This window comes from Aquincola tertiaricarbonis (assembly GCF_000969605.1).
Classification (GTDB): Bacteria; Pseudomonadota; Gammaproteobacteria; order Burkholderiales; family Burkholderiaceae_C; genus Aquincola; species Aquincola tertiaricarbonis.
The window spans coordinates 23,162-45,759 of sequence record NZ_JZUE01000021.1 but is presented as its reverse complement, the minus strand read 5'-3'; the positions used below and the strand labels follow the sequence as shown (position 1 = coordinate 45,759).

At 71.6% G+C, this 22,598-nt stretch carries 24 protein-coding genes; 5 read left to right on the top strand and 19 right to left on the bottom strand.

All coding sequences use genetic code 11. The annotated features are described in order from the left end of the window. Positions 1-16: 16 nt before the first annotated feature. The 3 genes from VO99_RS20900 to VO99_RS20890 all read right to left on the bottom strand — a co-directional run bounded on the left by VO99_RS20900 (position 17) and on the right by VO99_RS20890 (position 3,005). Positions 17-736: an SDR family oxidoreductase gene (locus tag VO99_RS20900; protein ID WP_046114864.1), complete on the bottom strand. Its 720-nt coding sequence runs from the start codon at positions 734-736 to the stop codon at positions 17-19. Between the two features lie 90 nt (positions 737-826). After that, positions 827-1,408: a TetR/AcrR family transcriptional regulator gene (locus VO99_RS20895; RefSeq protein WP_046114863.1), complete on the bottom strand. Its 582-nt coding sequence runs from the start codon at positions 1,406-1,408 to the stop codon at positions 827-829. A gap of 34 nt (positions 1,409-1,442) precedes the next feature. Continuing rightward, entirely contained in the window at positions 1,443-3,005 is a 1,563-nt protein-coding gene (locus VO99_RS20890) for a cryptochrome/photolyase family protein (protein ID WP_046114862.1), read from the bottom strand. Positions 3,006-3,104: 99 nt separating this feature from the next. Between VO99_RS20890 and VO99_RS20885 the strand changes: the two genes are divergently transcribed. Next, on the top strand, positions 3,105-4,673 hold the full coding sequence (locus tag VO99_RS20885; protein ID WP_046114861.1) for a methyl-accepting chemotaxis protein: 1,569 nt from the start codon (positions 3,105-3,107) through the stop codon (positions 4,671-4,673). 45 nt (positions 4,674-4,718) lie between these two features. Here VO99_RS20885 and VO99_RS20880 read toward each other — a convergent pair whose 3' ends face one another. Beyond that, positions 4,719-5,378 carry a CDP-alcohol phosphatidyltransferase family protein gene (locus VO99_RS20880; RefSeq protein WP_046114860.1) on the bottom strand — a complete coding sequence of 220 codons (660 nt, stop codon included), beginning with the start codon at positions 5,376-5,378 and terminating at the stop codon, positions 4,719-4,721. 188 nt (positions 5,379-5,566) lie between these two features. On the opposite strand from VO99_RS20880, the gene VO99_RS29120 reads away from it, so the two are divergent. Together VO99_RS29120 and VO99_RS20870 are read left to right on the top strand one after the other, a co-directional pair. Beyond that, entirely contained in the window at positions 5,567-6,559 is a 993-nt protein-coding gene (locus VO99_RS29120) for a GGDEF domain-containing protein (protein ID WP_052736507.1), read from the top strand. Between the two features lie 169 nt (positions 6,560-6,728). Continuing rightward, positions 6,729-7,742 carry an SGNH/GDSL hydrolase family protein gene (locus VO99_RS20870; protein ID WP_052736506.1) on the top strand — a complete coding sequence of 338 codons (1,014 nt, stop codon included), beginning with the start codon at positions 6,729-6,731 and terminating at the stop codon, positions 7,740-7,742. 28 nt (positions 7,743-7,770) lie between these two features. Here VO99_RS20870 and VO99_RS20865 read toward each other — a convergent pair whose 3' ends face one another. Continuing rightward, positions 7,771-8,652, bottom strand: a complete 882-nt coding sequence (locus VO99_RS20865; protein ID WP_046114859.1) for a LysR family transcriptional regulator — start codon at positions 8,650-8,652, stop codon at positions 7,771-7,773. An 89-nt stretch (positions 8,653-8,741) separates the two neighbouring features. On the opposite strand from VO99_RS20865, the gene VO99_RS20860 reads away from it, so the two are divergent. Beyond that, entirely contained in the window at positions 8,742-9,674 is a 933-nt protein-coding gene (locus VO99_RS20860; RefSeq protein WP_046114912.1) for a DMT family transporter, read from the top strand. 32 nt (positions 9,675-9,706) lie between these two features. Beyond that, positions 9,707-10,333, top strand: coding sequence for a dioxygenase family protein (locus tag VO99_RS20855; RefSeq protein ID WP_083440800.1), 627 nt, complete (start codon positions 9,707-9,709; stop codon positions 10,331-10,333). A gap of 10 nt (positions 10,334-10,343) precedes the next feature. On the opposite strand, the gene VO99_RS20850 is transcribed toward VO99_RS20855, so the two are convergent. The 14 genes from VO99_RS20850 to VO99_RS20785 form a co-directional block, all read right to left on the bottom strand. Beyond that, positions 10,344-11,468 (bottom strand): extracellular catalytic domain type 1 short-chain-length polyhydroxyalkanoate depolymerase, encoded by a 1,125-nt coding sequence (locus VO99_RS20850; RefSeq protein WP_046114858.1) that lies wholly within the window; start codon positions 11,466-11,468, stop codon positions 10,344-10,346. 32 nt (positions 11,469-11,500) lie between these two features. Further along, positions 11,501-11,929, bottom strand: coding sequence for a ribbon-helix-helix domain-containing protein (locus VO99_RS20845; RefSeq protein WP_046114857.1), 429 nt, complete (start codon positions 11,927-11,929; stop codon positions 11,501-11,503). 47 nt (positions 11,930-11,976) lie between these two features. After that, on the bottom strand, positions 11,977-12,744 hold the full coding sequence (locus VO99_RS20840) for a 4'-phosphopantetheinyl transferase family protein (RefSeq protein ID WP_052736505.1): 768 nt from the start codon (positions 12,742-12,744) through the stop codon (positions 11,977-11,979). A gap of 67 nt (positions 12,745-12,811) precedes the next feature. Next, positions 12,812-13,285: a DUF2147 domain-containing protein gene (locus VO99_RS20835; RefSeq protein ID WP_083440799.1), complete on the bottom strand. Its 474-nt coding sequence runs from the start codon at positions 13,283-13,285 to the stop codon at positions 12,812-12,814. After that, the gene (locus VO99_RS20830) at positions 13,282-13,683 is read right to left on the bottom strand and encodes a DUF4345 domain-containing protein (protein WP_046114856.1); all 402 of its coding nucleotides are present in this window, start codon (positions 13,681-13,683) and stop codon (positions 13,282-13,284) included. The genes VO99_RS20835 and VO99_RS20830 overlap by 4 nt, the downstream gene beginning before the upstream one ends. Before the next feature lie 117 nt (positions 13,684-13,800). Then, on the bottom strand, positions 13,801-14,820 hold the full coding sequence (fba, locus tag VO99_RS20825; protein WP_046114908.1) for a class II fructose-bisphosphate aldolase: 1,020 nt from the start codon (positions 14,818-14,820) through the stop codon (positions 13,801-13,803). A 32-nt stretch (positions 14,821-14,852) separates the two neighbouring features. Continuing rightward, positions 14,853-16,880 (bottom strand): transketolase, encoded by a 2,028-nt coding sequence (tkt, locus tag VO99_RS20820; RefSeq protein WP_046114855.1) that lies wholly within the window; start codon positions 16,878-16,880, stop codon positions 14,853-14,855. 118 nt (positions 16,881-16,998) lie between these two features. After that, positions 16,999-17,877, bottom strand: a complete 879-nt coding sequence (locus tag VO99_RS20815) for a phosphoribulokinase (RefSeq protein WP_046114854.1) — start codon at positions 17,875-17,877, stop codon at positions 16,999-17,001. A 28-nt stretch (positions 17,878-17,905) separates the two neighbouring features. Next, positions 17,906-18,991 carry a class 1 fructose-bisphosphatase gene (locus tag VO99_RS20810; RefSeq protein ID WP_046114853.1) on the bottom strand — a complete coding sequence of 362 codons (1,086 nt, stop codon included), beginning with the start codon at positions 18,989-18,991 and terminating at the stop codon, positions 17,906-17,908. Positions 18,992-19,006: 15 nt separating this feature from the next. Then, complete coding sequence (locus VO99_RS20805; protein WP_046114852.1) at positions 19,007-19,717, bottom strand: HAD family hydrolase; 711 nt, start codon at positions 19,715-19,717, stop codon at positions 19,007-19,009. Further along, entirely contained in the window at positions 19,714-20,397 is a 684-nt protein-coding gene (gene rpe, locus VO99_RS20800; protein ID WP_046114851.1) for a ribulose-phosphate 3-epimerase, read from the bottom strand. The genes VO99_RS20805 and rpe overlap by 4 nt, the downstream gene beginning before the upstream one ends. A 16-nt stretch (positions 20,398-20,413) precedes the next feature. Further along, positions 20,414-21,205: an HAD-IA family hydrolase gene (locus VO99_RS20795; protein WP_046114850.1), complete on the bottom strand. Its 792-nt coding sequence runs from the start codon at positions 21,203-21,205 to the stop codon at positions 20,414-20,416. A gap of 21 nt (positions 21,206-21,226) precedes the next feature. After that, positions 21,227-22,201, bottom strand: a complete 975-nt coding sequence (gene cbbX / locus VO99_RS20790; protein WP_083440792.1) for a CbbX protein — start codon at positions 22,199-22,201, stop codon at positions 21,227-21,229. Further along, entirely contained in the window at positions 22,143-22,583 is a 441-nt protein-coding gene (locus VO99_RS20785; protein WP_046114848.1) for a ribulose bisphosphate carboxylase small subunit, read from the bottom strand. Before VO99_RS20785 ends, cbbX begins: the two co-directional genes overlap by 59 nt. Positions 22,584-22,598: the final 15 nt, after the last annotated feature.

The following is a 22,598-nucleotide window of genomic DNA, read 5'->3' as shown; positions in this document are numbered from 1 at the left end:
GGCGGACGGCGCGCCCTCAGCGGGCGGCGGCCAGCAGGTAGGGCGCCTGCGGGGCCGAGAGCCCCGCCTTCAGCTGGCGGGTGATGTCGTCGGCCAGCACCTCGGCCGCGCCGGCTTCCACGCCGGCCAGGGCCAGTTGCGCCACCGCCTGCGGCGTGACCTTGGGCACGTCGAAGCCGTGGGTCAGGTCGGTGTCGATGAAGCCCACGTGCAGGCCGGTGACCAGCGTGCCCTGGCCGGCCAGTTCCTGGCGCAGGGTGTTGGTCAGCGACCAGGCGGCGCTCTTGCTGGCCGCATAGGCCGCCAGCAGCGTGGAAGGCATCCAGCTGGCGACGGACAGCACGTTCAACAGCGCGCCGCCGCCGTTGGCGGCCAGCACCGGCGCAAAGGCCTGGGCCATGCGCAGCGGGCCGAAGTAGTTGGTCTCCAGCAGGTCGCGGGCATGCAGCTCCGCCTCCGCCGCCAGGAAGCCGCCCACCCGTGCGATGCCGGCGTTGTTGACCAGCAGGGTGACGTCGCGGCAGCGCTCGGCGGCCAGCTGCACGTCGGCCGCATGGGTGACGTCCAGCTGCACCGGCACCACGCCTTCCAGCGTCACGCTCCGGACGTCGCGTGCGGCCGCATACACCTTGCGCGCGCCGCGCCGCAGCGCTTCCTGCGCCAGGGCGCGGCCCAGGCCGCGGTTGGCACCGGTGATCAGCACCACGGCATCCTTGATCAGTCGTTCGAAGTTCATGTCAGGCTCGCAATCGTATGATGAGCGTCATATTCCGGGTCCAACAAAAGGCCGTGCGGTGACGCGCCGCACGGCCCGGCAGGAAAGGCATCAGGGCTGGTCGTTGTCCTCGATCAGCGCCTTGCGGGTGGCGGCCAGCACCGCGCGGCCCTGGGCGTTGTCACCCAGCGCGCGGGCCAGCTGCAGCGCGCCCACCAGGGCCGCGGCGATGGCCGGCGCCCGCTCGGCCGGCGCGCCTTCGGGCAGCGCGGCGGCCACGTTGGCGATCAACTTCTGCACCCGCGCAGCCGAGGCTTGGCGCACTTCGTCGGGCTGGCGCGGCATCTCGCCCACCAGCGCGGCCACCGGGCAGCCCTCCTCGCAGGCGCCCAGGTGGGCATCGGCCAGGTACACCTCGATCAGCGCGCGCAGCGGGCTGGCGCCACGGGCGCGGCGGCGGGCGGTGTGGGTGGCCAGGCGCTCGGCGCTCTGCTGGCCCGCCCGCTCGACGGCCTCGGCCAGCATGGCATTGCGGGAAGCGAAGTGGGCATAGAAGCCGCCATGGGTCAGGCCGGCCTCCTTCATGATGTCGGCCACGCCGATGCCGTGGTACCCCGCACGGCGGATAGCACGGGCGGCGGTGTCCACGATGCGTTCATGCGTGGCTTCGCGGCGGGCTGTCTTCTCGTTCATATGACGACAATCATATGTTGACCGCAAGCCCTTGTCACCGGTGCGGCGATGCAAAGCCCGGCTGGCGCACCGCGTGGGCCCGTTCGGCGATGGCCTGGCGCTGGACATCGTCCAGCCGCCGCAGATTCTTCAGCTGCATGGCCATGCGCCGGTTGCCGGCCAGCAGCGCCTCGTGGCGGCCGAGAAAGTCCCAGTACAGCGTGGTGAAGGGGCAGGCCTGCTCGCCCACCCGCTCGCCGGGACGGAAGCGGCAGCGCGCGCACAGGCTGCCGCTGCTCATGCGCTCGATGTAGCGGCCGGTGGCCACGTAGGGCTTGCTGCCCATCAGGCCGCCGTCGGCAAACTGGCTCATGCCCAGGGTGTTGGGCAGCTCCACCCATTCCACCGCGTCCACGTACACCGCGAGGTACCAGGCATGCACCTGCTGCGGCTGCACGCCGTGCAGCAGCGCATACAGGCCGGTGACCATCAGCCGCTGGATGTGGTGGGCATAGCCGTGCTGCAGCGTCTGCACGATGGCGTCGCGCAGGCAGGCCATGTCGGTGTCGCCGGTCCAGTACCAGGCCGGCAGGTCGTGGGTGGCGCCCAGCGCGTTGTGCTGCAGGTAGCCGGGCATGCGCGTCCAGTAGATGCCGCGCACGTATTCGCGCCAGCCCAGCACCTGGCGGATGAAGCCTTCCACGGCCGGCAGCGGCGCATCGCCGGCATGCCATGCGGCTTCGGCGGCGGCCACCACTTCCCGCGGGTTGAGCAGCTTGAGGTTGAGCGCGGCCGAGATCTGCGAATGGAAGAGCCACGGCTCGCCGGGCCACATGGCGTCCTGCCAGCGGCCGAAGTGCGGCAGCCGGTGCGCAATGAAGTGCGCCAGCGCCTGCAGCGCCTGCGCACGGTTCACCGGCCAGGCAAAACTGTCGAGCTGGCCGGCATGCTCGGCAAAGCGCTGCCGCACCAGCGCCAGCACCTGGCGCGTGAGCGCATCGGGCTCGAACGCCAGCCGCGTGGCATCCAGCGGCGGGCCCGCGCTGCCGAAGGCCTCGCGGTTGGCGGCGTCGAAGTTCCAAGCGCCGCCGGCCGGCTGCACGCCATCGGGCGCCATCAGCACCTGGTGGCGCTGGCGCAGCTCGCGGTACCAGTACTCCAGCCGCAGGCTGCGGCGGCCGCGGGCATGGGCGGCGAATTCACGCACGGTGGCATAGAAGTGCCGGTCGTCCCGCACGTCCAGCGGCAGGCCGGCGGCGGCGGCCACCTCGCGCAGCGCCTGGTACACCCGCCAGTCGCCGGGCGCGGTCATCACCAGCCGCTCGGGCTGCAGCCGGGCGATGGCCGCCTGCAGTTCGGCCGCCAGCGTGCCGCGGTTGCCGTCGTCGTCCAGCCGCACGTAGTGCAGCGGCCGGCCGGCCTCGCGCAGCGCCTGGGCGAAGTGCCGCATCGCGGCGAGGAACATGGCGATGCGGGGCTGGGTGGACCACACATGGGTGGACTCCTGCGGCACCTCGGCCATGAACACGGTGTCGTGCGCCGGGTCGAAGCCGTCGAAGGCCGCGGCCTGCAGGTCGAGTTGGTCGCCCAGCACGATGACCAGGGCGCCGGCGGTCATGCCCGCACTCCGCCCAGATGCAACAGCGTTTCAGTTGCCGCGTGGCGCAACCGATAGCAGCGCAGGCCCTGATTTTTGCGATTCGGTTCGCTGTACGTCATGAAGTTCGACGACATCCCTGTCTCCCGCAAGCTGTGGGGCGCCACGCTGCTCATCCTGGTGTGCATGCTGCTGGCGTCGGCCGGCGTGCAGTGGCACACCGCCCGTGCCCACCACGATGCCATGGCGCGCATGGGCCACCATGAGCAGCTCATCACCGACGCGGTGCGCTGGCGCGGCATGACCGAGACGAACACGCAGCGCGTGATCGCCACCACCGTGAATGCCGATCCCATCATCAAGGCGGCGTTCGCGGAGAAGCTCAAGCAAGGCATCGCCGAGATCTCGGTGCTGCAAAAGCGCATCAGCGCCCAGGCCGTCACGCCGGCCGACAAGGAGGCGCTGGCCACCGTGGCCGAGCGCCGCACCGTGGTGCTGGCGCTGCTGAAGAAAGGCGCGGCGCTGCGCGATGCCGGCGACAGCACGGCCACCGTGGCCTTCGTCGACGGTGAATTCGCCACCGCCATCACCAGCTACCTGGATGCGCTGACCGCGTTCGTGGAACTGCAGGGCCGCCAGCGCGACGCGGCCCTGGCCCAGGCGCAGGCGGCCGAGCGCCAAGCCCAGTGGGTGGGCGGCGCGGTGATGCTGGCGGTGTGCGTGCTGAGCCTGCTGTGGATGTCCCGCGTGGTGCGCGGCATCCGCCAGCCGCTGGGCCAGGCGGTGCAGGTGGCACAGGCCATCGCCGAGGGCGACCTGAGCCGCGAGGTGCCCGCCGGCGGGCGCGACGAGACCGGCCAGCTGCTGGCTGCGCTGGGCGCGATGACGCTGCGCCTGCGCAAGCTGGTGGACGAGGTGCGCCACGGCGTGGAATCGGTGAACACCGCCTCCGGCGAGATCGCCACCGGCAACCACGACCTGAGCGCCCGCACCGAGCAGACCGCCTCCAACCTGCAGCAGACCGCCTCCAGCATGGAGGAGATCACCACCACCGTGGGCCACGCCGCCGACACCGCCCGCGAGGCCAACCGCCTGGCCGGCACCGCGGCCGGCGCGGCCGAGCGCGGCGGGCAGGTGGTGTCGCAGGTGGTGCGCAGCATGCAGGACATCACCGAGTCGTCGAAGAAGATCGCCGACATCATCGGCACCATCGACGGCATCGCCTTCCAGACCAACATCCTGGCGCTGAACGCCGCGGTGGAGGCGGCCCGCGCCGGCGAGCAGGGCCGCGGCTTCGCGGTGGTGGCCTCCGAGGTGCGCAGCCTGGCGCAGCGCTCGGCCGAGGCGGCCAAGGAGATCAAGAGCCTGATCGGCAACAGCGTGGTGCAGGTGGAATCGGGTGCCGCGCTGGTGGGCGAGACCGGCGAGGCGATGACGCAGATCGTCGACAGCGTGCAGCGGGTGAACCAGCTGATCGCCAGCATCGCCCAGGCCTCGGACGAGCAGCGCATGGGCATCGGCGAGGTGAACCAGGCGGTGGCCAATCTCGACCAGATGACGCAGCAGAACGCGGCGCTGGTGGAGCAGTCGGCGGCCGCCACCTCCTCGCTGCGCGAGCAGACACAGCGCCTGACCGAGGTGGTGGGCGCCTTCCGGGTGCAGCGCTCGGCCGGCCACGCGCTGGCCTGAAGCCGGCAGGCTGCGCCGCGGCGCCGGGCGCACGCGCATCGGCGCCTACAGCTTGGGGATGCGCAGCGTCTTGCTGGCCATCAGGGTGCCCGACAGCACGAACAGCAGCGCCAGCGGATGCAGCACCCAGGGGCCCAGCTGCCAGGCGCCGCCCCACAGGGCCTCACCCACCGCGCCCTGCCACATGGCCACCGCCAGCACGGCGGTGAGCGACACGCTGGTGGGAATCGGCGTGCCTTCGAAATAGGCCACCTTGTCGCCGCCGGCGGACAGGGTCTCGGCCGTGACGTTGTAGCGGGCCAGCCGGCTGACGCCGCAGCACACGAAGTAGATCAGCGCCACCGCGTCCCAGCCGCCCTGCAGGCCGGCCGCGAAGGCGAGCGTGGCCGGGCCGACGCCGAACGAGATCACGTCGGCCAGCGAATCGAGTTCGCGGCCCAGGATGGAGGACTGCTGCCGCCAGCGCGCGATGCGGCCGTCCAGCACGTCGAACACCAGCGCGGCCGGCGCCATGGCCGCGGCCCACCAGAAATCGGACACGTCGCGCGTGAGCAGGTAGCGCATGGCCAGCAGCACCGAGGCGACGCCGCAGGCCGCATTGGCCAGCGTGAAGAGGTCGGCCAGGTGGAAGTCCCGGATCATCGAGAAGTGCCGGGGCCGCGCGGTGCCGGTGACCGGCGGTTGTTGGGTTCGGGGCAGGGCCATGGTGTTCTCCGTGTACCCCCGAGTAGAGCGCAGGCGGGCGGGCGGCCAAGAGGCCTGGGCACCCTGAGTCGCTGTCGGAGCCGGCCTACAGCGGCCGCGGGCTCAAGTTGCAAGCAAATGCTCCGAAGTGATAGGCGTGGCGCAGCAGGCGTCATCGATGCCATCCCGCCAGCTCCCTTTCCTCCGCCATGCTCCAGCACGCCGCCGGCCAACCGGCTTCCTGCCACTCCGCCCCGCCAGCCGCGCCGTGGCAGGTGCTGGCGGTGGCCGAAGGGCCGGCCGGCCTCGCCCGCACCGCGCAGGCACTGCACGGCCTGCATTTCCTCGGCCGGCGGCTGCAGCTGCATGCCACCACCAGCGCAGCCGAGGCCCGCCAGCTGCTGCGCGCGGTGCCGGACATGGCGGTCGCCCTGATCGACCTGGCGCTGGACACGCCGCAAGCCGGCCTGGCGCTGGTGGACCACATCCGCGAGGTGATGGGCCAGCGCGGCCTGCGCATCGTGCTGCGTACCGGCCCGCGGTGCGGCCTGCCGGCGCGGCGGGCGCTGGCCGAGCACGACGTCAATGCCTGCCTGGAGGCCGAGACCGAGCGCCGCGACGAGGAAGCGCTGCCGCTGGCGGTGCTGGGTGCACTGCGCGCGCATGGCGAGGTGCAGGCGCTGCATGCGGCCATCCATGCGCTGCAGCAGCGGGCGATCACCGATCCGCTCACCGGCCTGTACAACGCCAGCCACCTGACGCCCACGCTGGAGCGGATGCTCAGCAGCGCGCAGCGGCGCGACGAGCCGGTGTCGGTGGTGTTCCTGGACGTGGACGACTTCAAGCTCATCAACGACGAGCACGGCCATCTGCGGGGCGACGAGGTGCTGCGCCAGGTGGGCCTGGCGCTGCTGAACAACTCGCGGCTGGAGGACTGCTGCTTCCGCTACGGCGGCGACGAGTTCGTGGTGGTGCTGCCCAACTGCTCGCTGGCGCAGGTGCAGCAGCGCTACCTGCCGCGGCTGCTGCAGGCCTTCGACCAGCTGGGCCTGAGCGTGAGCCACGGCGCCTGCGAGACCGGCCCCGGCAGCTACCTGGCCGGCCAGCTGCTGCTGCGCCAGGCCGACGAACGCATGTACGAACGCAAGCGCCAGCACCGCCGCCGCCACGCCGACGGCGTGCCGGACCGCAGCGGCGCGTAAGCGCGGCGCGGCCTGGCGTCAAGGCCACGGCTAATCTCCACCTCGGCGTTCGGCATGCCGATTGCACGGCCGCGCCGGCATAGCATCGCGCCGCCCCGTGGTGGAAGCGGGGCGGCAGGCGCTGCGGCTGCATCGCCTGCGACCAGAAGAAACCCCGAGGAGTGATTGCATGCAGTACCGCAAGATCGTTCGCCTGTGCGCGGCCGTGCTGGCCGTGGGCGCCACCACGCTGGCACCCCTCACGCAGGCCCGGGCCGAAGGCGGCCGCCCGGTGTTCACCAGCCTGTTCGTGTTCGGCGACAGCCTCTCCGACACCGGCAATAGCCTGCTGCTGAGCCAGCGCGTGGGCCAGGTGCCGGCCTTGCCGCCTTCCGTGTCGCCGCACGCCACCTACTGGCAAGGCCGCTTCTCCAACGGCCCGGTGGCTGTGGAGCACCTGTGGCGCGCCGTGGGGCCGCCCAAGGCGGCCGATCTGCAGCCTTTCCTGGCACAGCCGGTGCTGCCGGCGGTGGGCGCGGTGAACTTCGCCTTCGGCGGCGCGATCTCCGGCGGCCCGCTGCTGCCGGGCAACCCCAGCAAGGTGCCCACGATGCTGGAACAGGTAGGCCTGTTCCAGCAGGCGCTGGGCCCGCGCCGTGCACGCGCGGACGGCCTCTACGTGGTCTGGGGCGGCGGCAACGACTACGCCTTCAACGGCGCCACCTCGCCCGAGCCGGTGGTGCGCAACGTGGTGCTGGCCATCCAGGCGCTGCATGCCAAGGGCGCACGCCGCTTCCTGGTGCCCAACCTGCCCGACATGGGCCTGACGCCCCTGGCCCGCTCGCAAGGCCAGGCCGAGGCATCGACGCTGATCACCAAGGCGCACAACGCGCTGCTGGCGCAGCAGCTGGCCACGCTGTCGGCCACGCTGCCGGGCGTGAAGATCGTGTCGCTGGACGTGTTCAAGCTGGGCGAGGCGCTGCTGGCCGCCGGCCTGCTGTCGGCCAGCCCGCCGGCGCTGGCGGTGGTCTCGCCCAACTCGCCGGCCGTGGGCTGCCTCTTCCTCAATCCCATGGACTGCGTGGACGTGCCGCTGGACGCCCCGGTGCCGCCGGTGCTGTTCTGGGACATGGCCCACCCCACCACGCAGGTGCATGGCTTGATCGCGATGGGCATGGTGCAGCGGCTGCTGGCAGCGCGCTGACCGCTTCCGTTCGCACCAGGCGCCGGCCTCAGTTGCCGGCGCCAGCGGCAGTCGACTGCCGAAGTGTTTGCAGCACCTGCTGCTCCAGCGCATCCACCGCGGCCGATCCACGGGAGGCCTTGCTGCGCAGCACCGCTACCTGCATGGCCGGCAGCGGCGGCAGGCCGTGTCGCTCGCCCAGCACCAGCAGGCCGGGCGGCACGCTGCAGCGGGTGAGCACCGCCACCGCCATGCCGCTGTGCACCGCGGCCAGCTGGCCGGCCAGGCTGGAGCTGGCGTAGACGATGCGGTGGGCCCGCCGCTGCGCCGCCAGCGCGGCCAGGGCATCGCGCCGGGCCAGGCTGCCGGGCTCGTAGGCGGCCACCGGCAGTGGATGACGGCGCCAGGCTTCCTGCTTGGGCGCGCCCACCCACACCAGCGGCTCCTCGAACAGCAGCGTGCCGCGCTGCGGGCGGTCGCGCGAGACCAGGGCCACGTCCAGCTCGCCACGCTGCACCTGCGGGATGAGCGCGGTGGACTGCTCGCACACCAGCGCGATCTCCACCTCCGGCTGCAGGCTGCAGAAACTGCGCAGCACCGGCGTGAGGTAGCTGGCCGCATAGTCGTCGGGCACGCCCAGCGTCACCCGGCCGTGCAGCACCGGGCCGGTCAGCGCGCCCAGCGCCTCGCCATGCAGCGCCAGCAGCCGCCGCGCATAGGCCAGCAGCTCGGTGCCGGCCGGCGTCAGGTCCAGGTGGCGCGGGCCCCGCAGCAGCAGCGGCCGGCCCACCACGTCTTCCAGCTTCTGGATCTGCGTGCTCACCGCCGACTGCGAACGGTGCAGCAGCGGTGCCGCCGCCGACAGCGAGCCCGCATCCACCACCGCCACCAGCGCACGCAGCCAATCGATCTGCAGGTCCTTGCCGGCCATCGCCGCTCTCCACATCCATCTGGAAACCGAATGGTAGATGCGCAAACGATGCGCTTTACCGATGTGTCATGCGCACCGACCATGGCGCCATGGACACCTCCCGCTCCCAGGAAACCACCGGCCAGGCCCTGATGGTGGCCGGCAGCCTGCTGCTGGGCACGCTGGGCGTCTTCGTCCATGAGTCGGGCCAGCATCCGCTGATGGCGGTGTGGGCCCGCTGCGCCTTCGGTGCGCTGGCCCTCGGCGCCTGGGCCCTGGCCAGCGGCCGGCTGCATGAGCTGCGGCTGCGGGGCCGCGCGCTGGGTGCCGCGCTGGCCGCGGGTGGGCTGATGGTGCTGAACTGGTCGCTGTTCTTCGCCGCGATGGCGCACGTGCCCATCGGCCTGGCCACGCTGGTGGTGCATGCGCAACCGTTCTGGGTGATGGCGCTGGCGGCGCTGTGGCTGCATGAGCCGGTGGGGCGCTGGCAGGCCGGTGCCGCCGCGGCGGCCATGCTGGGCCTGGTACTCGCTTCGGGCGTGGCGGGCGATGGCGGCGGCGGCCTGGCCCTGGGCACCGGCCTGGCCGGCGGGCTGCTGATGTGCCTGGCCGCCTCCTTCACCTACGCGGTGGTCACGCTCATCGCCAAGGGCGCGGCCGGCGCCAGTCCGCTGGCGTTGGCCTGGTGGCAGTGCCTGGTGGGCACGGTGCTGCTGGCCGGCTGGCCGCTGGTCCATGGCCTGCCCACCGCGCCTTCGGCCTGGGCCTGGCTGGCGGGCCTTGGCGTGCTGCACACCGGCCTGGCCTATGTGCTGATGTACGAGGGCATGGCCCGCCTGCCGGCCGAGCGCATCGCGGTGCTGCAGTTCGTCTACCCCGGCGCGGCGCTGCTGGTGGACTGGGCGGTGTACGGCCAGGCCCTGGGCCCGCTGCAGTCGGCCGGCGTGGGGCTGATGGCGGTGGCGTTGTGGGCCTCGCGCAGCCGGCCGGCCGGCGCGCCAGGCCCGCGACCCTGGCGCACGCGCGGCCGGCCCGCGGATTAAGCTGGCCGCCCATCCGCCACCGGAGCATGCCGATGCCGTCACCCGCCCTGCCTCGACGCCGCCTGGCCCTGGCCGCCGCCAGCCTGGTGGCCTGCCCTGCGCTGCTGCGCCCGGTCTGGGCACAAGGCCGGCAGCCGCCCACGCCGCGGCAGACCGAGGGCCCTTTCTATCCGCCCGCGTTCGACGGCGATGCGGATGCCGACCTGCTGGACCGGGGCGGCCGCCGGTACGCGCAAGGCCAGCCGGCCTGGCTGCAGGGCCAGGTGCTGGACACCACCGGCCGCGTGCTGGACGGCGCGACGGTGGAGATCTGGCAGTGCGACCATGCCGGCCGCTACCGCCACCCGGGCGATGGCGACCGGGCGGACAGCGCCTTCCAGGGCTATGGCCGCATGGTGGTGGGCGCCGACGGCCGCTACCGCTTCCGCACCATCCGCCCGGTGGCCTACGCCGGCCGCACGCCGCACATCCATGTGAAGGTGCTGCAGGGCCGGCGTGAGCTGTTGACCACGCAGCTGTACGTGCAGGGCGATCCGGGCAATGCCCGCGACTTCCTCTGGCGCAGCCTGGACGAGTCCGGCCGCGCCGCCCTCACCCGGCCGTTCGTGGCCGGCAGCGGCGGCCTGGAGGCCGACTTTCCGCTGGTGATCGCGGCCTGACGGCGGGCCGTCAGGCCGGCAGCCGGTGCTGCAGGAAGAAGCGCAGCATCTCGCGCGATGCATCCGGCCCGGCGGCATCGGTATAGCTGCCGCGCGGCTGGCCGCCGGCCCAGGCATGGCCGGCACCGTGCACCAGCCAGTGCTCGGCTTGGGTGCGGCCGTCGGCCGCCCGGTGCAGCCTGCGGCTGAAGCGCCGGCCGCCGGCACTGCGGCCCTGCTCGACTTCGGGCGCGGCGGTGCCGCCCGCGCCGCCAGCCACCGCGGCCGACAGCAGCCGCTCGCCATTGCGCGGATGCACCGTGGCATCGGCGTCGCCATGGAACACGATGGTGGGCACCGGCTTCGCGGGCCGCGGCGTGCGGGCCGCGGCGCTGGGACCGGTGGCGCTGCCGTTCATCGCGGCCAGGGCTTCCTGCAGGTTGCCCGCGGCATCACCGGGCAGGCCGCTGTGCACGCCCGCCGCGGCGAACACGTCGGGATAGGCGGCGGCCACGATGGCCGCCATCGCCCCGCCGGCCGACAGCCCGGCCACGTACACCCGCCCGGCATCCACCGGATGGGCGGCGCGCACCGTCTGCACCAGGGCCGCGATGGCCGCCGGCTCGCCGCTGCCGCGCTGCTGGTGGTTGTGCTTGAACCAGTTCCAGCAGCGCTGCGGATTGGCGCCCTGCGACTGCTCGGGGTACAGCACGTAGAAGCCCTGCTCCCGTGCCAGCGTGTTCATGCCGGTGCCGGCGGCGAAGTCGTCAGGATTCTGGGTGCAGCCGTGCAGCATCACCACCAGCGGCAGCGGCGCGGCGGCGGTGGCCTGCGCGGCCGCAGGCGGCACGTAGAGCTTGTAGCGCCAGCTGCGCCCGCCGTGGGCCAGCACGCCGGCCACGAAGCTGTCGGGCTGGGCCGCCGGCGAGGGCTGGGCGGCTTCCGGTGCGGCCGGGGCCGGCCGGGGCCGGCCCGGCTCGGGCACCTCGAAGACGTGGCCGTCGATCACCAGGCCCGGGTCGGCCGTGGTGGTCGGCGATGCGGCGGGCATGGCACCGCGCAGCGCTTGCTGCAGCGCCGCGGTGGCTTCGGCCAGCTGGCCGCCCTGCGTGAGCCGCGTGGCCTCGCGCATCAGATCGTGGAGCGAGGCATTCATGCGGTCTTTCATGGGAAGTGGTGGAAAACGGATCAACGCTGTCGACCGCACAGGGCGGCCTTGACCGCCGGCGACGCATGCAGCGCGCCCAGCACGTCGATGGAGGCGATGGTGTCGCGCGCCAGTTCGGGCGTGACGTCGTCGGCGAAAGTGGCCAGGCCCAGCACCCGGATGTGCAGCCGTTCGTTGGCATCTCGGGCGGCCTGCAGGTCGGCGGCACTGAAGTGCTGCAGGCCCAGCACCAGCATCTTGCGGGCCACCACCTGCTTCACCGCGTCGGCATGGGCGCCGATCTGGTTGCGGATGGCGGTGCGGATGAAGTCGCTGCGGTTGCCGTAAAAGCCCTCGGCCACCAGCAGGTCGATCTGGCCCAGGTCGACGAAACCGAGGTTGATGGTGATCTTCTCGGAATCGACCGGTTTGGCAGAGGCCACGGCGGCAAGTGCGGGTTTGGAAGGCATGAGCCATCCTAGCACCATCCATATGGATGGAAACTGGCAATCCCTGGTCAGTCGGAGGGCCAGCCCAGGCACAGGCCGCGCCAGCCGGTCGGCGCCGGTGCGGTGGCCCAGGCGCCCACGAAGCCGGTGCCCAGAGGCAGGTCGCCGATGACGCCGGCGGGCGGGAGCGGGTGCATGCCGGACGCCGGCGGCGGCCGGAAGGCATGGGGCTGGCGCTGCGTGAGCCAAGGCATCTGCAGCCGACGCGGGTCGTCCCGCAGGCCCTGGCCGGTGCACTTGAGCCAGGCCTCCTTGCGGGTCCAGGCCTGCAGCAAAGCACGCGGACGCTGCGCCGGGCGCAGGCGATGCCAGGCCCTGCGTTCCTGCGGACCCAGGCAGGCCTCGGCAAGCGCCGTGTCCGCCAGCGAAGGGCGCAGCGCTTCCAGGTCCACACCGCAGGCCAGCCCGCGGGTGATGCCCAGCAGCACCGCATCCCCGCTGTGGCTGAGGTTGAAGGCCAGCGCACCGCCGGCCAGCAGCGGCTTGCCGCCCGGGCCGGGCCGGAACCGCAGCCGCTGGGGCGGGCAGTCCAGGTAGGCGCCCAGCACCGCGCGCTGCAGCGCCCGGGCGGCCTGCCAGGCGCGGCGCAGGGCGGGGAACACCAGCCGCGACGCGCGCTGCGCCTCATCGGGCGACAGGCTGTGCAGCGGCACCGCCAGCCAGGCCGGTGCCGAGGGCAGGTGCAGCCGCCACAGGTGCAGCTGCCCCTCCGCCAGCGGCGGCGGCGCCTGCAGGCGGGCCGGCTCGAAGCGTGCGGCTGGTCCGGTGGGGCTCACTGCGCCATCAGAACTGCAACGACGAGCCGGGTCGTCAGGGCGCGTCGAGCGGGCGTGAGTGGTTCGTTCACAGGTTCTCAGTCGCCGGTCCGGTGTGGCGGCGCCAGACCTGGCTGCGGCCAAACAGCGAAACGCCCAGGTAGCCCCGCACCGTGAGTCGGCTGCCGTCGTCGGACAGCGTGGCCTTGGCGCGGTAGATGGCGCCGTCCTCGGGATCGAGGATCTGGCCATCGTCCCAGGCGGGACCGCTGCCTTTCAGGCCCCAGAGGAAGCGCAGGCCGATCAGCGGGCGGTCGCGCAGCTCGCCGGGACAGCGGCCGCAGCGCACGTCGGCGTCGGCGGGTCGGCCGGGCACCGGGTAGCCCTTGACGATGGTGGCCTGCACCTGGCCGCCGACCGTCTCGATGCGCACGAGCGAGTTGAGCCGGCCATCGTCATCGAACTGCTGCCACAGCCCGTCGACGCCCGAAGCCGCCACCGGACCGGCGGCCAGCCACAGCAGCCCCAGCGCCCGGGCGCGCCAGACACGCCGGCCGCTCACGACCGCGCCTCCGCCGCCCGGGCCACGCGGGCCTGCCACCCGATGAACAGCGGCGCGCCCACCACCTCCAGCACGGTGAAGCCGACGAAGGGCAGGAAGGGCAGGCCCATCAGCGCCAGCGACAGCGCCCGGCCCACGCCGCCGAGGAAGATCATCAGCCACAGCGCCCGGAACAGCGCGGTGTGCTGCTCGATGCGCGGCACCAGCCAGAAGGCGGCCAGGCCCAGGCCCAGCCACACGCCGCCATAGAAGCGCAGGTTGCTGTCCAGCGTGGCATCCGGCGGCAGCGCCAGGTTCGCATACAGCGGGTCGTGCACCCCGGTCATGGCCAGCAGCCCGGTGAACGTGGGCACGCAGGCCAGCACGGCGGTGGCGACTTGAAGGGCTCGTCGGGTCATGGCGCGATGGAAGTGAATGGAGCCCGCCAACTCTAGCGTTCTTTGCCACTTCTATCGTTTGCGCCACGGCCAGCATCCCACGCCGCCGGCCACCGCCGCCCACCGGCGGCCACTTGTCTAGACAGGCAACGGCACCGGCCTGATGCGCGAAGCCTGCCCGGCGCTGCCGAAGGCCTCGAAGCGCTCGGCGCAGAGGTCGCGGGCGGCGACCAGCGCGTCCTTCAGGAACTTGCGCGGATCAAACTCCGAGGGGCTGCGGGCCATGGCGCGGCGCATGGCACCGGTCATGGCCAGGCGGATGTCGGTGTCGATGTTGACCTTGCGCACGCCATGCTTGATGCCCTCGCGGATCTCGCTCACCGGCACGCCGTAGGTCTCCTTGATGTCGCCGCCATGCTCGCGGATGACGGCCAGCCATTCCTGCGGCACCGACGACGAGCCGTGCATCACCAGGTGGGTGTTCGGGATGCGCTGGTGGATGGCCTTGATGCGGTCGATGGCCAGGATGTCGCCGGTGGGCTGGCGGCTGAACTTGTAGGCGCCGTGGCTGGTACCGATGGCAATCGCCAGGGCATCGACGCCGGTCTTGCCGACGAAGTCGGCGGCCTGCTCGGGGTCGGTCAGCATCTGGTCGTGGGTGAGCGCGCCTTCAGCGCCCACGCCGTCCTCCTCGCCCGCCAGGCCGGATTCCAGCGAGCCCAGGCAGCCCAGCTCGCCTTCCACCGACACGCCCACCGCATGCGCCATCTCGACCACGCGGCGGGTGACGTCGACGTTGTACTCATAGCTGGCCGGCGTCCTGGCGTCCTCCTGCAGGCTGCCGTCCATCATCACGCTGGTGAAGCCCGAGCGGATGGACTGCAGGCACTGCGCCGGGCTGGCGCCATGGTCCTGGTGCATCACGATGGGGATGTCGGGGTACATCTCGGCCGCGGCCTCGACCATCTTGCGCAGGAAGGGCTCGCCCGCGTACTTGCGGGCGCCGGCGCTGGCCTGCAGGATCACCGGGCTGTCGGTGCGCTGGGCGGCCTGCATGATGGCCTGGATCTGCTCCAGGTTGTTGACGTTGAAGGCGGGCACGCCGTAGCCGTGTTCGGCCGCGTGGTCGAGCAGCTGCCGCAGGGAAATCATCGCCATCGGGGTCTCCTGGGTGGTGTCGATCAACGGGTTCAGGCGGCCACGGCCATGCGCGGCGGCAGCAGCTGCAGCGCACGCTGCGCCACCGCCTGCGGCGTGAAGCCGAACAGCGCGAAGAGCTGCGTCGCAGGGGCCGATTCGCCAAAGCGGTCGATGCCGATCACGTCGCCCTGCTCGCCCACGTACTTCCACCACAGGCCGGTGCTGCCCGCCTCGATGGCCAGCCGCGGCAGGTGGCGCGGGATGGTGGCGGCCCGGTAGTCGGCCGGCTGGCGGTCGAAGACGTCCATGCAGGGCACCGACACCACGCGCGCCGCGATGCCCTGCGCCGACAGGAGGTCGGCCGCGGCCAGCGCCAACCCCACCTCGGAGCCGCTGGCCAGCAGCGCCACCTGCTCACCCGTCGGCTGCCGCAGCAGGTAGGCGCCGTGGGCGATGGCCTCCACGCGCGCGCTGCCGTCGCCCGCATGCGGCAGCGCCTGTCGGCTGAGCAGCAGGGCCGAAGGCCCGTCGGTGCGGCGCAGCGCCTGCCGCCAGGCCACGGCCGTCTCGGTGGCATCGGCGGGCCGCCACACGTCCAGCCCCGGGATCAGCCGCAGGCTGCTGGCATGTTCCACCGGCTGGTGGGTGGGGCCGTCTTCGCCCAGGCCGATGGAATCGTGGGTGAACACATGCACCACCGGCAGCTTCATCAGCGCCGACATGCGCACCGCATTGCGGGCGTAGTCGCTGAAGGTGAGGAAGGTGCCGCCATAAGGCCGGAAGCCGCCGTGCAGCGCCACGCCGTTCATCACCGCGGCCATGCCGAATTCGCGCACGCCATAGTGCACATGGTTGCCGGTGCCGCGGCCGGTCAGCGGCCGGTGGCCCCGCCAGTCGGTGAGGTTGGAGCCGGTGAGGTCGGCGGAGCCGCCCAGCAGCTCCGGCATCGCCGGGCCGATCACCTGCAGGCAGTCCTGCGAGGCCTTGCGCGTGGCGACGCTGGCGCGTCGGGCTTCGGCTTGCTCGATGGCCTGCGCCAGCGCGCCTTCGGCGGCTGCACTGAGTTGAGCACTGCCACGCTCCGCGGTGCGGCGCAGCAGTTCGTGCGCCAGCTCGGGGTAGGCCTCGGCATAGGCCGCGAAGCGCGCCTTCCAGGCGCAGTAGCGGCTCTCGCCCACCGCCAGCGCCGACCAGGCCTGCACCACCTCCTGCGGCACCTCGAACGGCGCGGCCTGCCAGCCCAGCTGCTCGCGGGTCAACGCGATCTCGGCGGCGCCCAGCGGCGCGCCGTGCGCCTCCGCGCTGTTGGCCCGGTTGGGCGAGCCGTGGCCGATCTCGGTCTGGCAGCACACCAGCACCGGCCTGTCGCTGGCCTGGGCCTCGGTGATGGCGGCGTCCAGCAGCGCCGGATCGTGGCCATCCACGTCACGCAGCACCGTCCAGCCGTAGGCCTCGAAACGGGCGGGCGTGTCGTCGGTGAACCAGCCGCTCACATCGCCATCGATCGAGATGCCGTTGTCGTCGTAGAACACCACCAGCTTGTTCAGGCCCCAGGTGCCGGCCAGCGAGCAGGCCTCGTGGCTGATGCCCTCCATCAGGCAGCCGTCGCCGGCGAAGACGTAGGTGCGGTGGTCGATCACGGTATGGCCTGGCCGGTTGAACTCGGCCGCCAGCAGCTTCTCCGCCAGCGCCATGCCCACCGCATTGGCCAGCCCCTGGCCCAGCGGACCGGTGGTGGTCTCCACGCCCGGAGTCACGTCCACCTCGGGGTGGCCGGGCGTGCGGCTGTGCAGCTGGCGGAACCGCTTGAGCTCCTCCATCGGCAGCGCATAGCCGCTCAGGTGCAGCAGGCCGTACAGCAGCATCGAGCCATGCCCGTTGCTCAGCACGAAGCGGTCGCGGTCGATCCACTGCGGATGCGCCGGATCGTGCTTCAGCGGCCCGCGCCACAGCGCCTCCGCGATGTCGGCCATGCCCATCGGCATGCCCGGATGCCCCGAATTGGCGGCCTGCACCGCCTCCACCGCCAGCATGCGCAAGGCATTCGCGCAGGCACGCCGCAACGACAAGTTGTCCATACAACTCCTTGGAACAAGAGAGAATGTCTTGACCCAGCGGCCACCGCGGATCCGGCTCCGCCGGTCCGCCAGTGGCGCCCCCCTTGGGGGGGTGCGGCGAAAGCCGCTCCGGGAGGGCCTAATTCGCGAGGGCTTTCCTGCGGCGTTCCACCAGCCGCAGGATCATCGGCGTGAAGATCAGCTGCATCGCCAGCTCCATCTTGCCGCCCGGCACCACCAGCGTGTTGGCGCGCGACATCCACGAGTCGTGCAGCATGCTCAGCAGGTACGGGAAGTCGATGCCCGCGGGGTTGGCGAAGCGGATCACCACCAGGCTCTCGTCGGCGGTGGGGATCGTGCGGGCGATGAAGGGGTCGGACGTGTCCACCACCGGCACCCGCTGGAAGTTGATGTGGGTGCGTGTGAACTGCGGGCATATGTAGTGCACGTACTCGTCCATGCGCCGCAGGATCACGTCGGTCACCGCCTCGGTGCTGTAGCCGCGGGTGGCCTTGTCGCGGTGGATCTTCTGGATCCACTCCAGGTTCACCACCGGCACCACGCCGATCAGCAGGTCGACGAAGCGGGCCACGTCCACGCGGCTCGTCTTCACGCCGCCGTGCAGGCCCTCGTAGAACAGCAGGTCGCTGGGCGGCAGCTGTTGCCATGGCGTGAACGTGCCGGGCTCCTGCTGGAAGGGGGCGGCCTCGTCGGCATCGTGCAGGTACTTGCGGCTGGCGCCGGTGCCCGATTCGGCGTAGTCGCGGAAGAGCTGCTCCAGCTCGTCGAACAGGTTGGCGTCCTCGCCGAAGTGGCTGAAGCGCCGGTTGCCGGCGGCCTCGGCCTCGGCTGCCGCCTGCTTCATCGCCTGGCGGTCGTAGCGGTGGAAGCTGTCGCCTTCGATGATGGCGGCGTTGACGCTCTCACGGCGGAAGATGTTCTCGAAGGTGCGCGTGACCGATGTGGTGCCGGCGCCCGACGATCCGGTGATCGCGATGATGGGGTGCTTGTTGGACATGCTGCGTCTCCCTCTGACCTGTGTCTTGTCATGTCGTGGTGGCCGCGAACAGGCCACGCTTGCCGAACAGCGGCGACTGGTAGGTGTCGATCGGCTCGTCGCGGTGGTAGCGCTCCAGTCGCTCCACCTCCTCCGACGAGCCGAAGACGAAACCGATGCGCTGGTGCAGCGATTCGGGCTGCACCGTCATCAGCCGCTTGCGGCCGGTGCTGGCCCAGCCACCCGCCTGCTCGATCAGGAAGCTGATGGGGTTGGCCTCGTACAGCAGGCGCAGGCGGCCGGGCTTGTCGGGGTCCTTGGTGTCGCGCGGGTACATGAACACGCCGCCGCGCATCAGGATGCGGTGCGTCTCGGCCACCAGCGAGGCGATCCAGCGCATGTTGAAGTCGGCGCCGCGCGGCCCGGTCTGGCCGGCCAGGCATTCATCGACGTAGCGCTTGACCGCCGGCTCCCAGAAGCGGCTGTTGGAGGCGTTGATCGCGAACTCGCGCGTCCGCGGCGGGATCTTCAGGTGCGGATGGCTCAGCACCCATTCGCCCAGCTGCGGCTCCAGCGTAAAGGCGTGGGTGCCGTTGCCCAGCGTCAGCACCAGCATGGTGGAAGGACCGTAGATGGCATAACCCGCGCCGATCTGCCGCGTGCCGGGCTGCAGGAAGTCCTCGGGCTGGGCATCCACGCCGGGCGTGGCTGCGCGCAGGATGGAGAAGATGCTGCCCACCGACACGTTCACGTCGATGTTGGAGGAGCCGTCCAGCGGATCGAACAGCAGCAGGTACTTGCCGCGCGGGTATTGCGCCGGCAGGGTGTAGGCCTGCTCCATCTCCTCCGACACCATGCCGGCCACGTGGCCGCCCCACTCGTTGGCCCGCAGGAACATCTGGTTGGACAGCACGTCCAGCGGCTTCTGCTCCTCGCCCTGCACGTTCACCGTCGGCGGCGCGGTGGGCACCGAAGGGTTGGGCGCCAGCGCGCCGAAGGCCACGCGCTTGGCGATGGCCTTGCAGGCCAGCGAGAGGTCGGTGATCAGCGCATTCAGCTCGCCGGTCGCGTTGGGGTGCCGGCGCCGTTCCTCGATGAGGAACTGCGTCAGCGTGGGCCTTCCGCCAGTGGGCATGGTGTCTCTCCTGTTCTAGAAATGAAGCAAAGTGTTCTGACAGGTGGCCAGCTGCACGGGCAACTCGGCCGGTCGATCCATGCGCCAGGGCGGCGGGCCTTGCCAGCCGCTGGCTCCATAACCCCAGCCCGCCAGCACCGCGGGGCAGCCGGCGGCGGCGGCGGCCTGCAGGTCGGCGTGGCCGTCGCCCACCATCAGCAGCGCGCCGGTGGCCAGCCCCAGGCGTTCGGCCGCCGCGCGCAGCAGCAGCGGCGAGGGCTTGCGCTGCGCCGGCTCGTCGGCACCGAACACCGCGCTGAAGTGCGGCAGCAGGTGGGCCGCATTCAGCAAGGCCCGCGCCAGCGGCGTCGGCTTGTTCGTCACCACCACGCAGGCATAGTCGCGCGACAGCTCGGCCACCATGTCGGCGATGCCGTCGAACACATGGCCCAGGCTCATCGGCGCGGCCAGCGCCGTCATGTCGAAGGCGCGGCGCAGGTGGTCGCACAACGCGCGGCCAGGCGCGTTGGTGGGGTCGATCGCCTGCGCCACCAGCGCGCGGGCGATGGTGGCGTCCGGGCCGTCGCCGATCCAGCCGCGCACCGTGTCCAGGTCGAAGGTGCGCAGGCCGGCCTTGTGCAGCGCCGAGTTCAGTGCATGGCGGATGTCGGGCGCGCTGTCCACCAGCGTGCCGTCCAGGTCGAAGGCGATGCCGTCGATGCGCTGCCGCAGCACGGGCGGGGTCATGCCGGCTCCCCTTGCAGCGCCGCTTCGCGCAGGGCGTTGATGGCGCTGCGGTACTGCGACGGCCCGGCGCCGAACACCGCCGAGCCGGCCACCAGCGTGTCGGCGCCCGCGGCCACGATGCGACCGGCGTTGCCGGCCTTCACGCCGCCGTCCACCTCCAGCCAGACCTCGCGGCCGCTGGCCTCGATGCGGCGCCGCACCGCCTCGATCTTGGGCAGCATGCTCTCGATGAAGGCCTGGCCGCCGAAGCCGGGATTCACCGACATCACCAGCACCAGGTCCAGTTCGTCCAGCACATGGTCCAGCACGTGCACCGGCGTGGCCGGGTTGAGCACCAGCCCGGCCTTGCAGCCCTGCGCGCGGATCAGCTGGATGGTGCGATGCACATGCTCGCTGGCTTCGGGATGGAAGCTGATGAGGCCCGCGCCGGCCTGCGCGAACATCGGCACCAGCGCATCCACCGGCCTGACCATCAGGTGCACGTCGATCGGCACGCTGCTGTGCGGCTTGATGGCCTCGCACACCAGCGGGCCCACGGTGAGGTTGGGCACGTAGTGGTTGTCCATCACGTCGAAATGGATCAGGTCCGCGCCGGCGGCGATCACCGCCTCCACCTCGTCGCCCAGGCGGGCGAAGTTGGCCGACAGCAGGCTGGGGGCGATGCGCAGAGGTCTTGTCATGGGGTGTCCTGCTGGTTCAGTGGAACAGCGCGTGCACGCTGTCGGCATCGCGCGCGCAGGCCAGCCGCTGCAGCTCGTCCACGCCCAGCCAGGCGGCCTGGCGCAGCCGGCCGCCCGGCTCGCCGGGAATCGGCTGTTGCGGGTCGCCCAGGTGCGGCAGCAGCAGGCCGGCGGCGGTGAAGTCGCCGCCTTCGGTCCAGAAGGTGGGCGTGACCACCGTCCACAGGCCCGCGGCGCGGGCGCTCCTCAGGCCATTGGTCGAGTCCTCGAAGGCGATGCAGCGCTCGGGCGGCAGGCCCAGCGTGTCCAGCGCCAGCTGGTAGATGTCGGGCGCGGGCTTCTTGTGGCGCACCTGGTCGCCGCAGGCGATCACGTCGAACAGCTCCAGCCCGCGCGCGCCCCACGCCGCCTGCAGCAGCGCATCGATGTTGGCCGCGGTGGTGGTGCTGGCGATGGCCAGCCGCAGGCCGGCCTCGTGCGCCTCGTCCAGCAGCCGCTCCACGCCCGGTCGCAACGGCAGGCCGCCGTCGCGCACGATGCTTGTATAGACATCCGTCTTCAGCGCATGGATCTCCGGCACGCGGGCCATCAGCGCCCTGCGCTGCGCCGGGGGCAGGCTGCTCTCGTCGATGAAGGCGGCGATGCGCTCCTTGCCGCCGGTGACGGCCAGCAGCCGGCGGTAGGTGGCGGCCGTCCATTGCCAGCCGAGGTGCAGCCGCTCGAAGGCCTGGTTGAAGGCCTGGCGGTGCACTTCCTCGGTATCGGCCAGCGTGCCGTCGACGTCCAGGATCAGGGCTTCGGTGGTCATGGTGAGGATCTCCTGCCGGGATCAGACGGCGCGCACCGGCGCGGCGGGCGCGGTGCCGAACACGCGCGAGGCCAGCACGTCCTCGGCCTGCAGCGTGCACAGCTGCTCCTTGCTGAGCGCGGACTGCGAACCGAACAGCCGCGTGGCATGGCGCAGCCGCATGCGGTCCAGCGCATTGCGCACCGAGCGCGCATTGGCGAAGTGCGGCTGCTGGCGGCGCAGGTGCAGGTAGCGGCCGAATGCGGCGCCGGCCGGGCCGTCGAAGCGGTAGTTCAGGCCCTTGAGCATCAGCTCGGCGATCTGCATCAGCTCGGCCTCGCTGTAGTCGGGGAAGTCGATGTGGTGCGCGATGCGCGAGGCCATGCCCGGGTTGCTGCCGAAGAAGGTGTCCATGCGGTCCTTGTAGCCGGCCAGGATCACCACCAGGTCGTCGCGCTGGTTCTCCATCACCTGCAGCAGGATCTCGATGGATTCCTGCCCGTAGTCGCGCTCGTTCTCCGGCCGGTAGAGGTAGTACGCCTCGTCGATGAACAGCACGCCGCCCATCGCCTTCTTGATCACCTCCTTGGTCTTGGGCGCGGTGTGGCCGATGAACTGGCCCACCAGGTCGTCGCGCGTTACGGCCACCAGGTGGCCCTTGCGCACGTAGCCCAGCTGCTTGAGCACGCCCGCCATGCGCATGGCCACCGTCGTCTTGCCGGTGCCGGGGTTGCCGGTGAAGCACATGTGCAGGCTGGGCGGCGTGCTCTGCAGGCCCTGCTCCTCGCGCAGCTTGTCGATCAGCAGCAGCGCGGCGATGTCGCGGATGCGGCCCTTGACCGGCGCCAGGCCGATCAGCTCCTCATCCAGCTGGTCCAGCAGCGCCTTGACGCCGGAGCTCTCGAACAGAACGCGCGGGGCGGTGGCCGTGTCCACGGTGCTTCTCCTGGCTGCGGGGTCAGCGCGTGGCCGAAGGCCCGGTGTAGCGGTCGCCTTCCGGCTTGGCCTGCACCGCATAGCTCTCGATGCTGTAGCGCAGCGTGCGGCCCGGCTCCTCGGTGCGGATCAGGCGGAAGCCCGGCTCCTCCTTCGGCCGGTTGACGATGAAGCTCAGCACCACCGATTCGGTGCCGTGCGTGCTGTCGAAGGCCGTCACGCGGATGTACTGGTCCGGAAAGGTCTTGCGGCAGTCGTTGATCTCCTGCAGCACGCCGGCGGCGTCGCGCAGGTCGAACATCGGGTTGCCGTGCATCTCCCAGAAGGTGTTGCGCGGGTGCGGGTCGTCGGTGTATTCCACGCCGATGGCCCAGCCCTTTTCCAGGCAGTACTCCAGCTGGCGGGTGATCTGCGGGTCGGTGAGCTCGGGCAGGAACGAGAAGGTGCCTTGGGTGATGCGCATGGTGCGTGCTCCTGT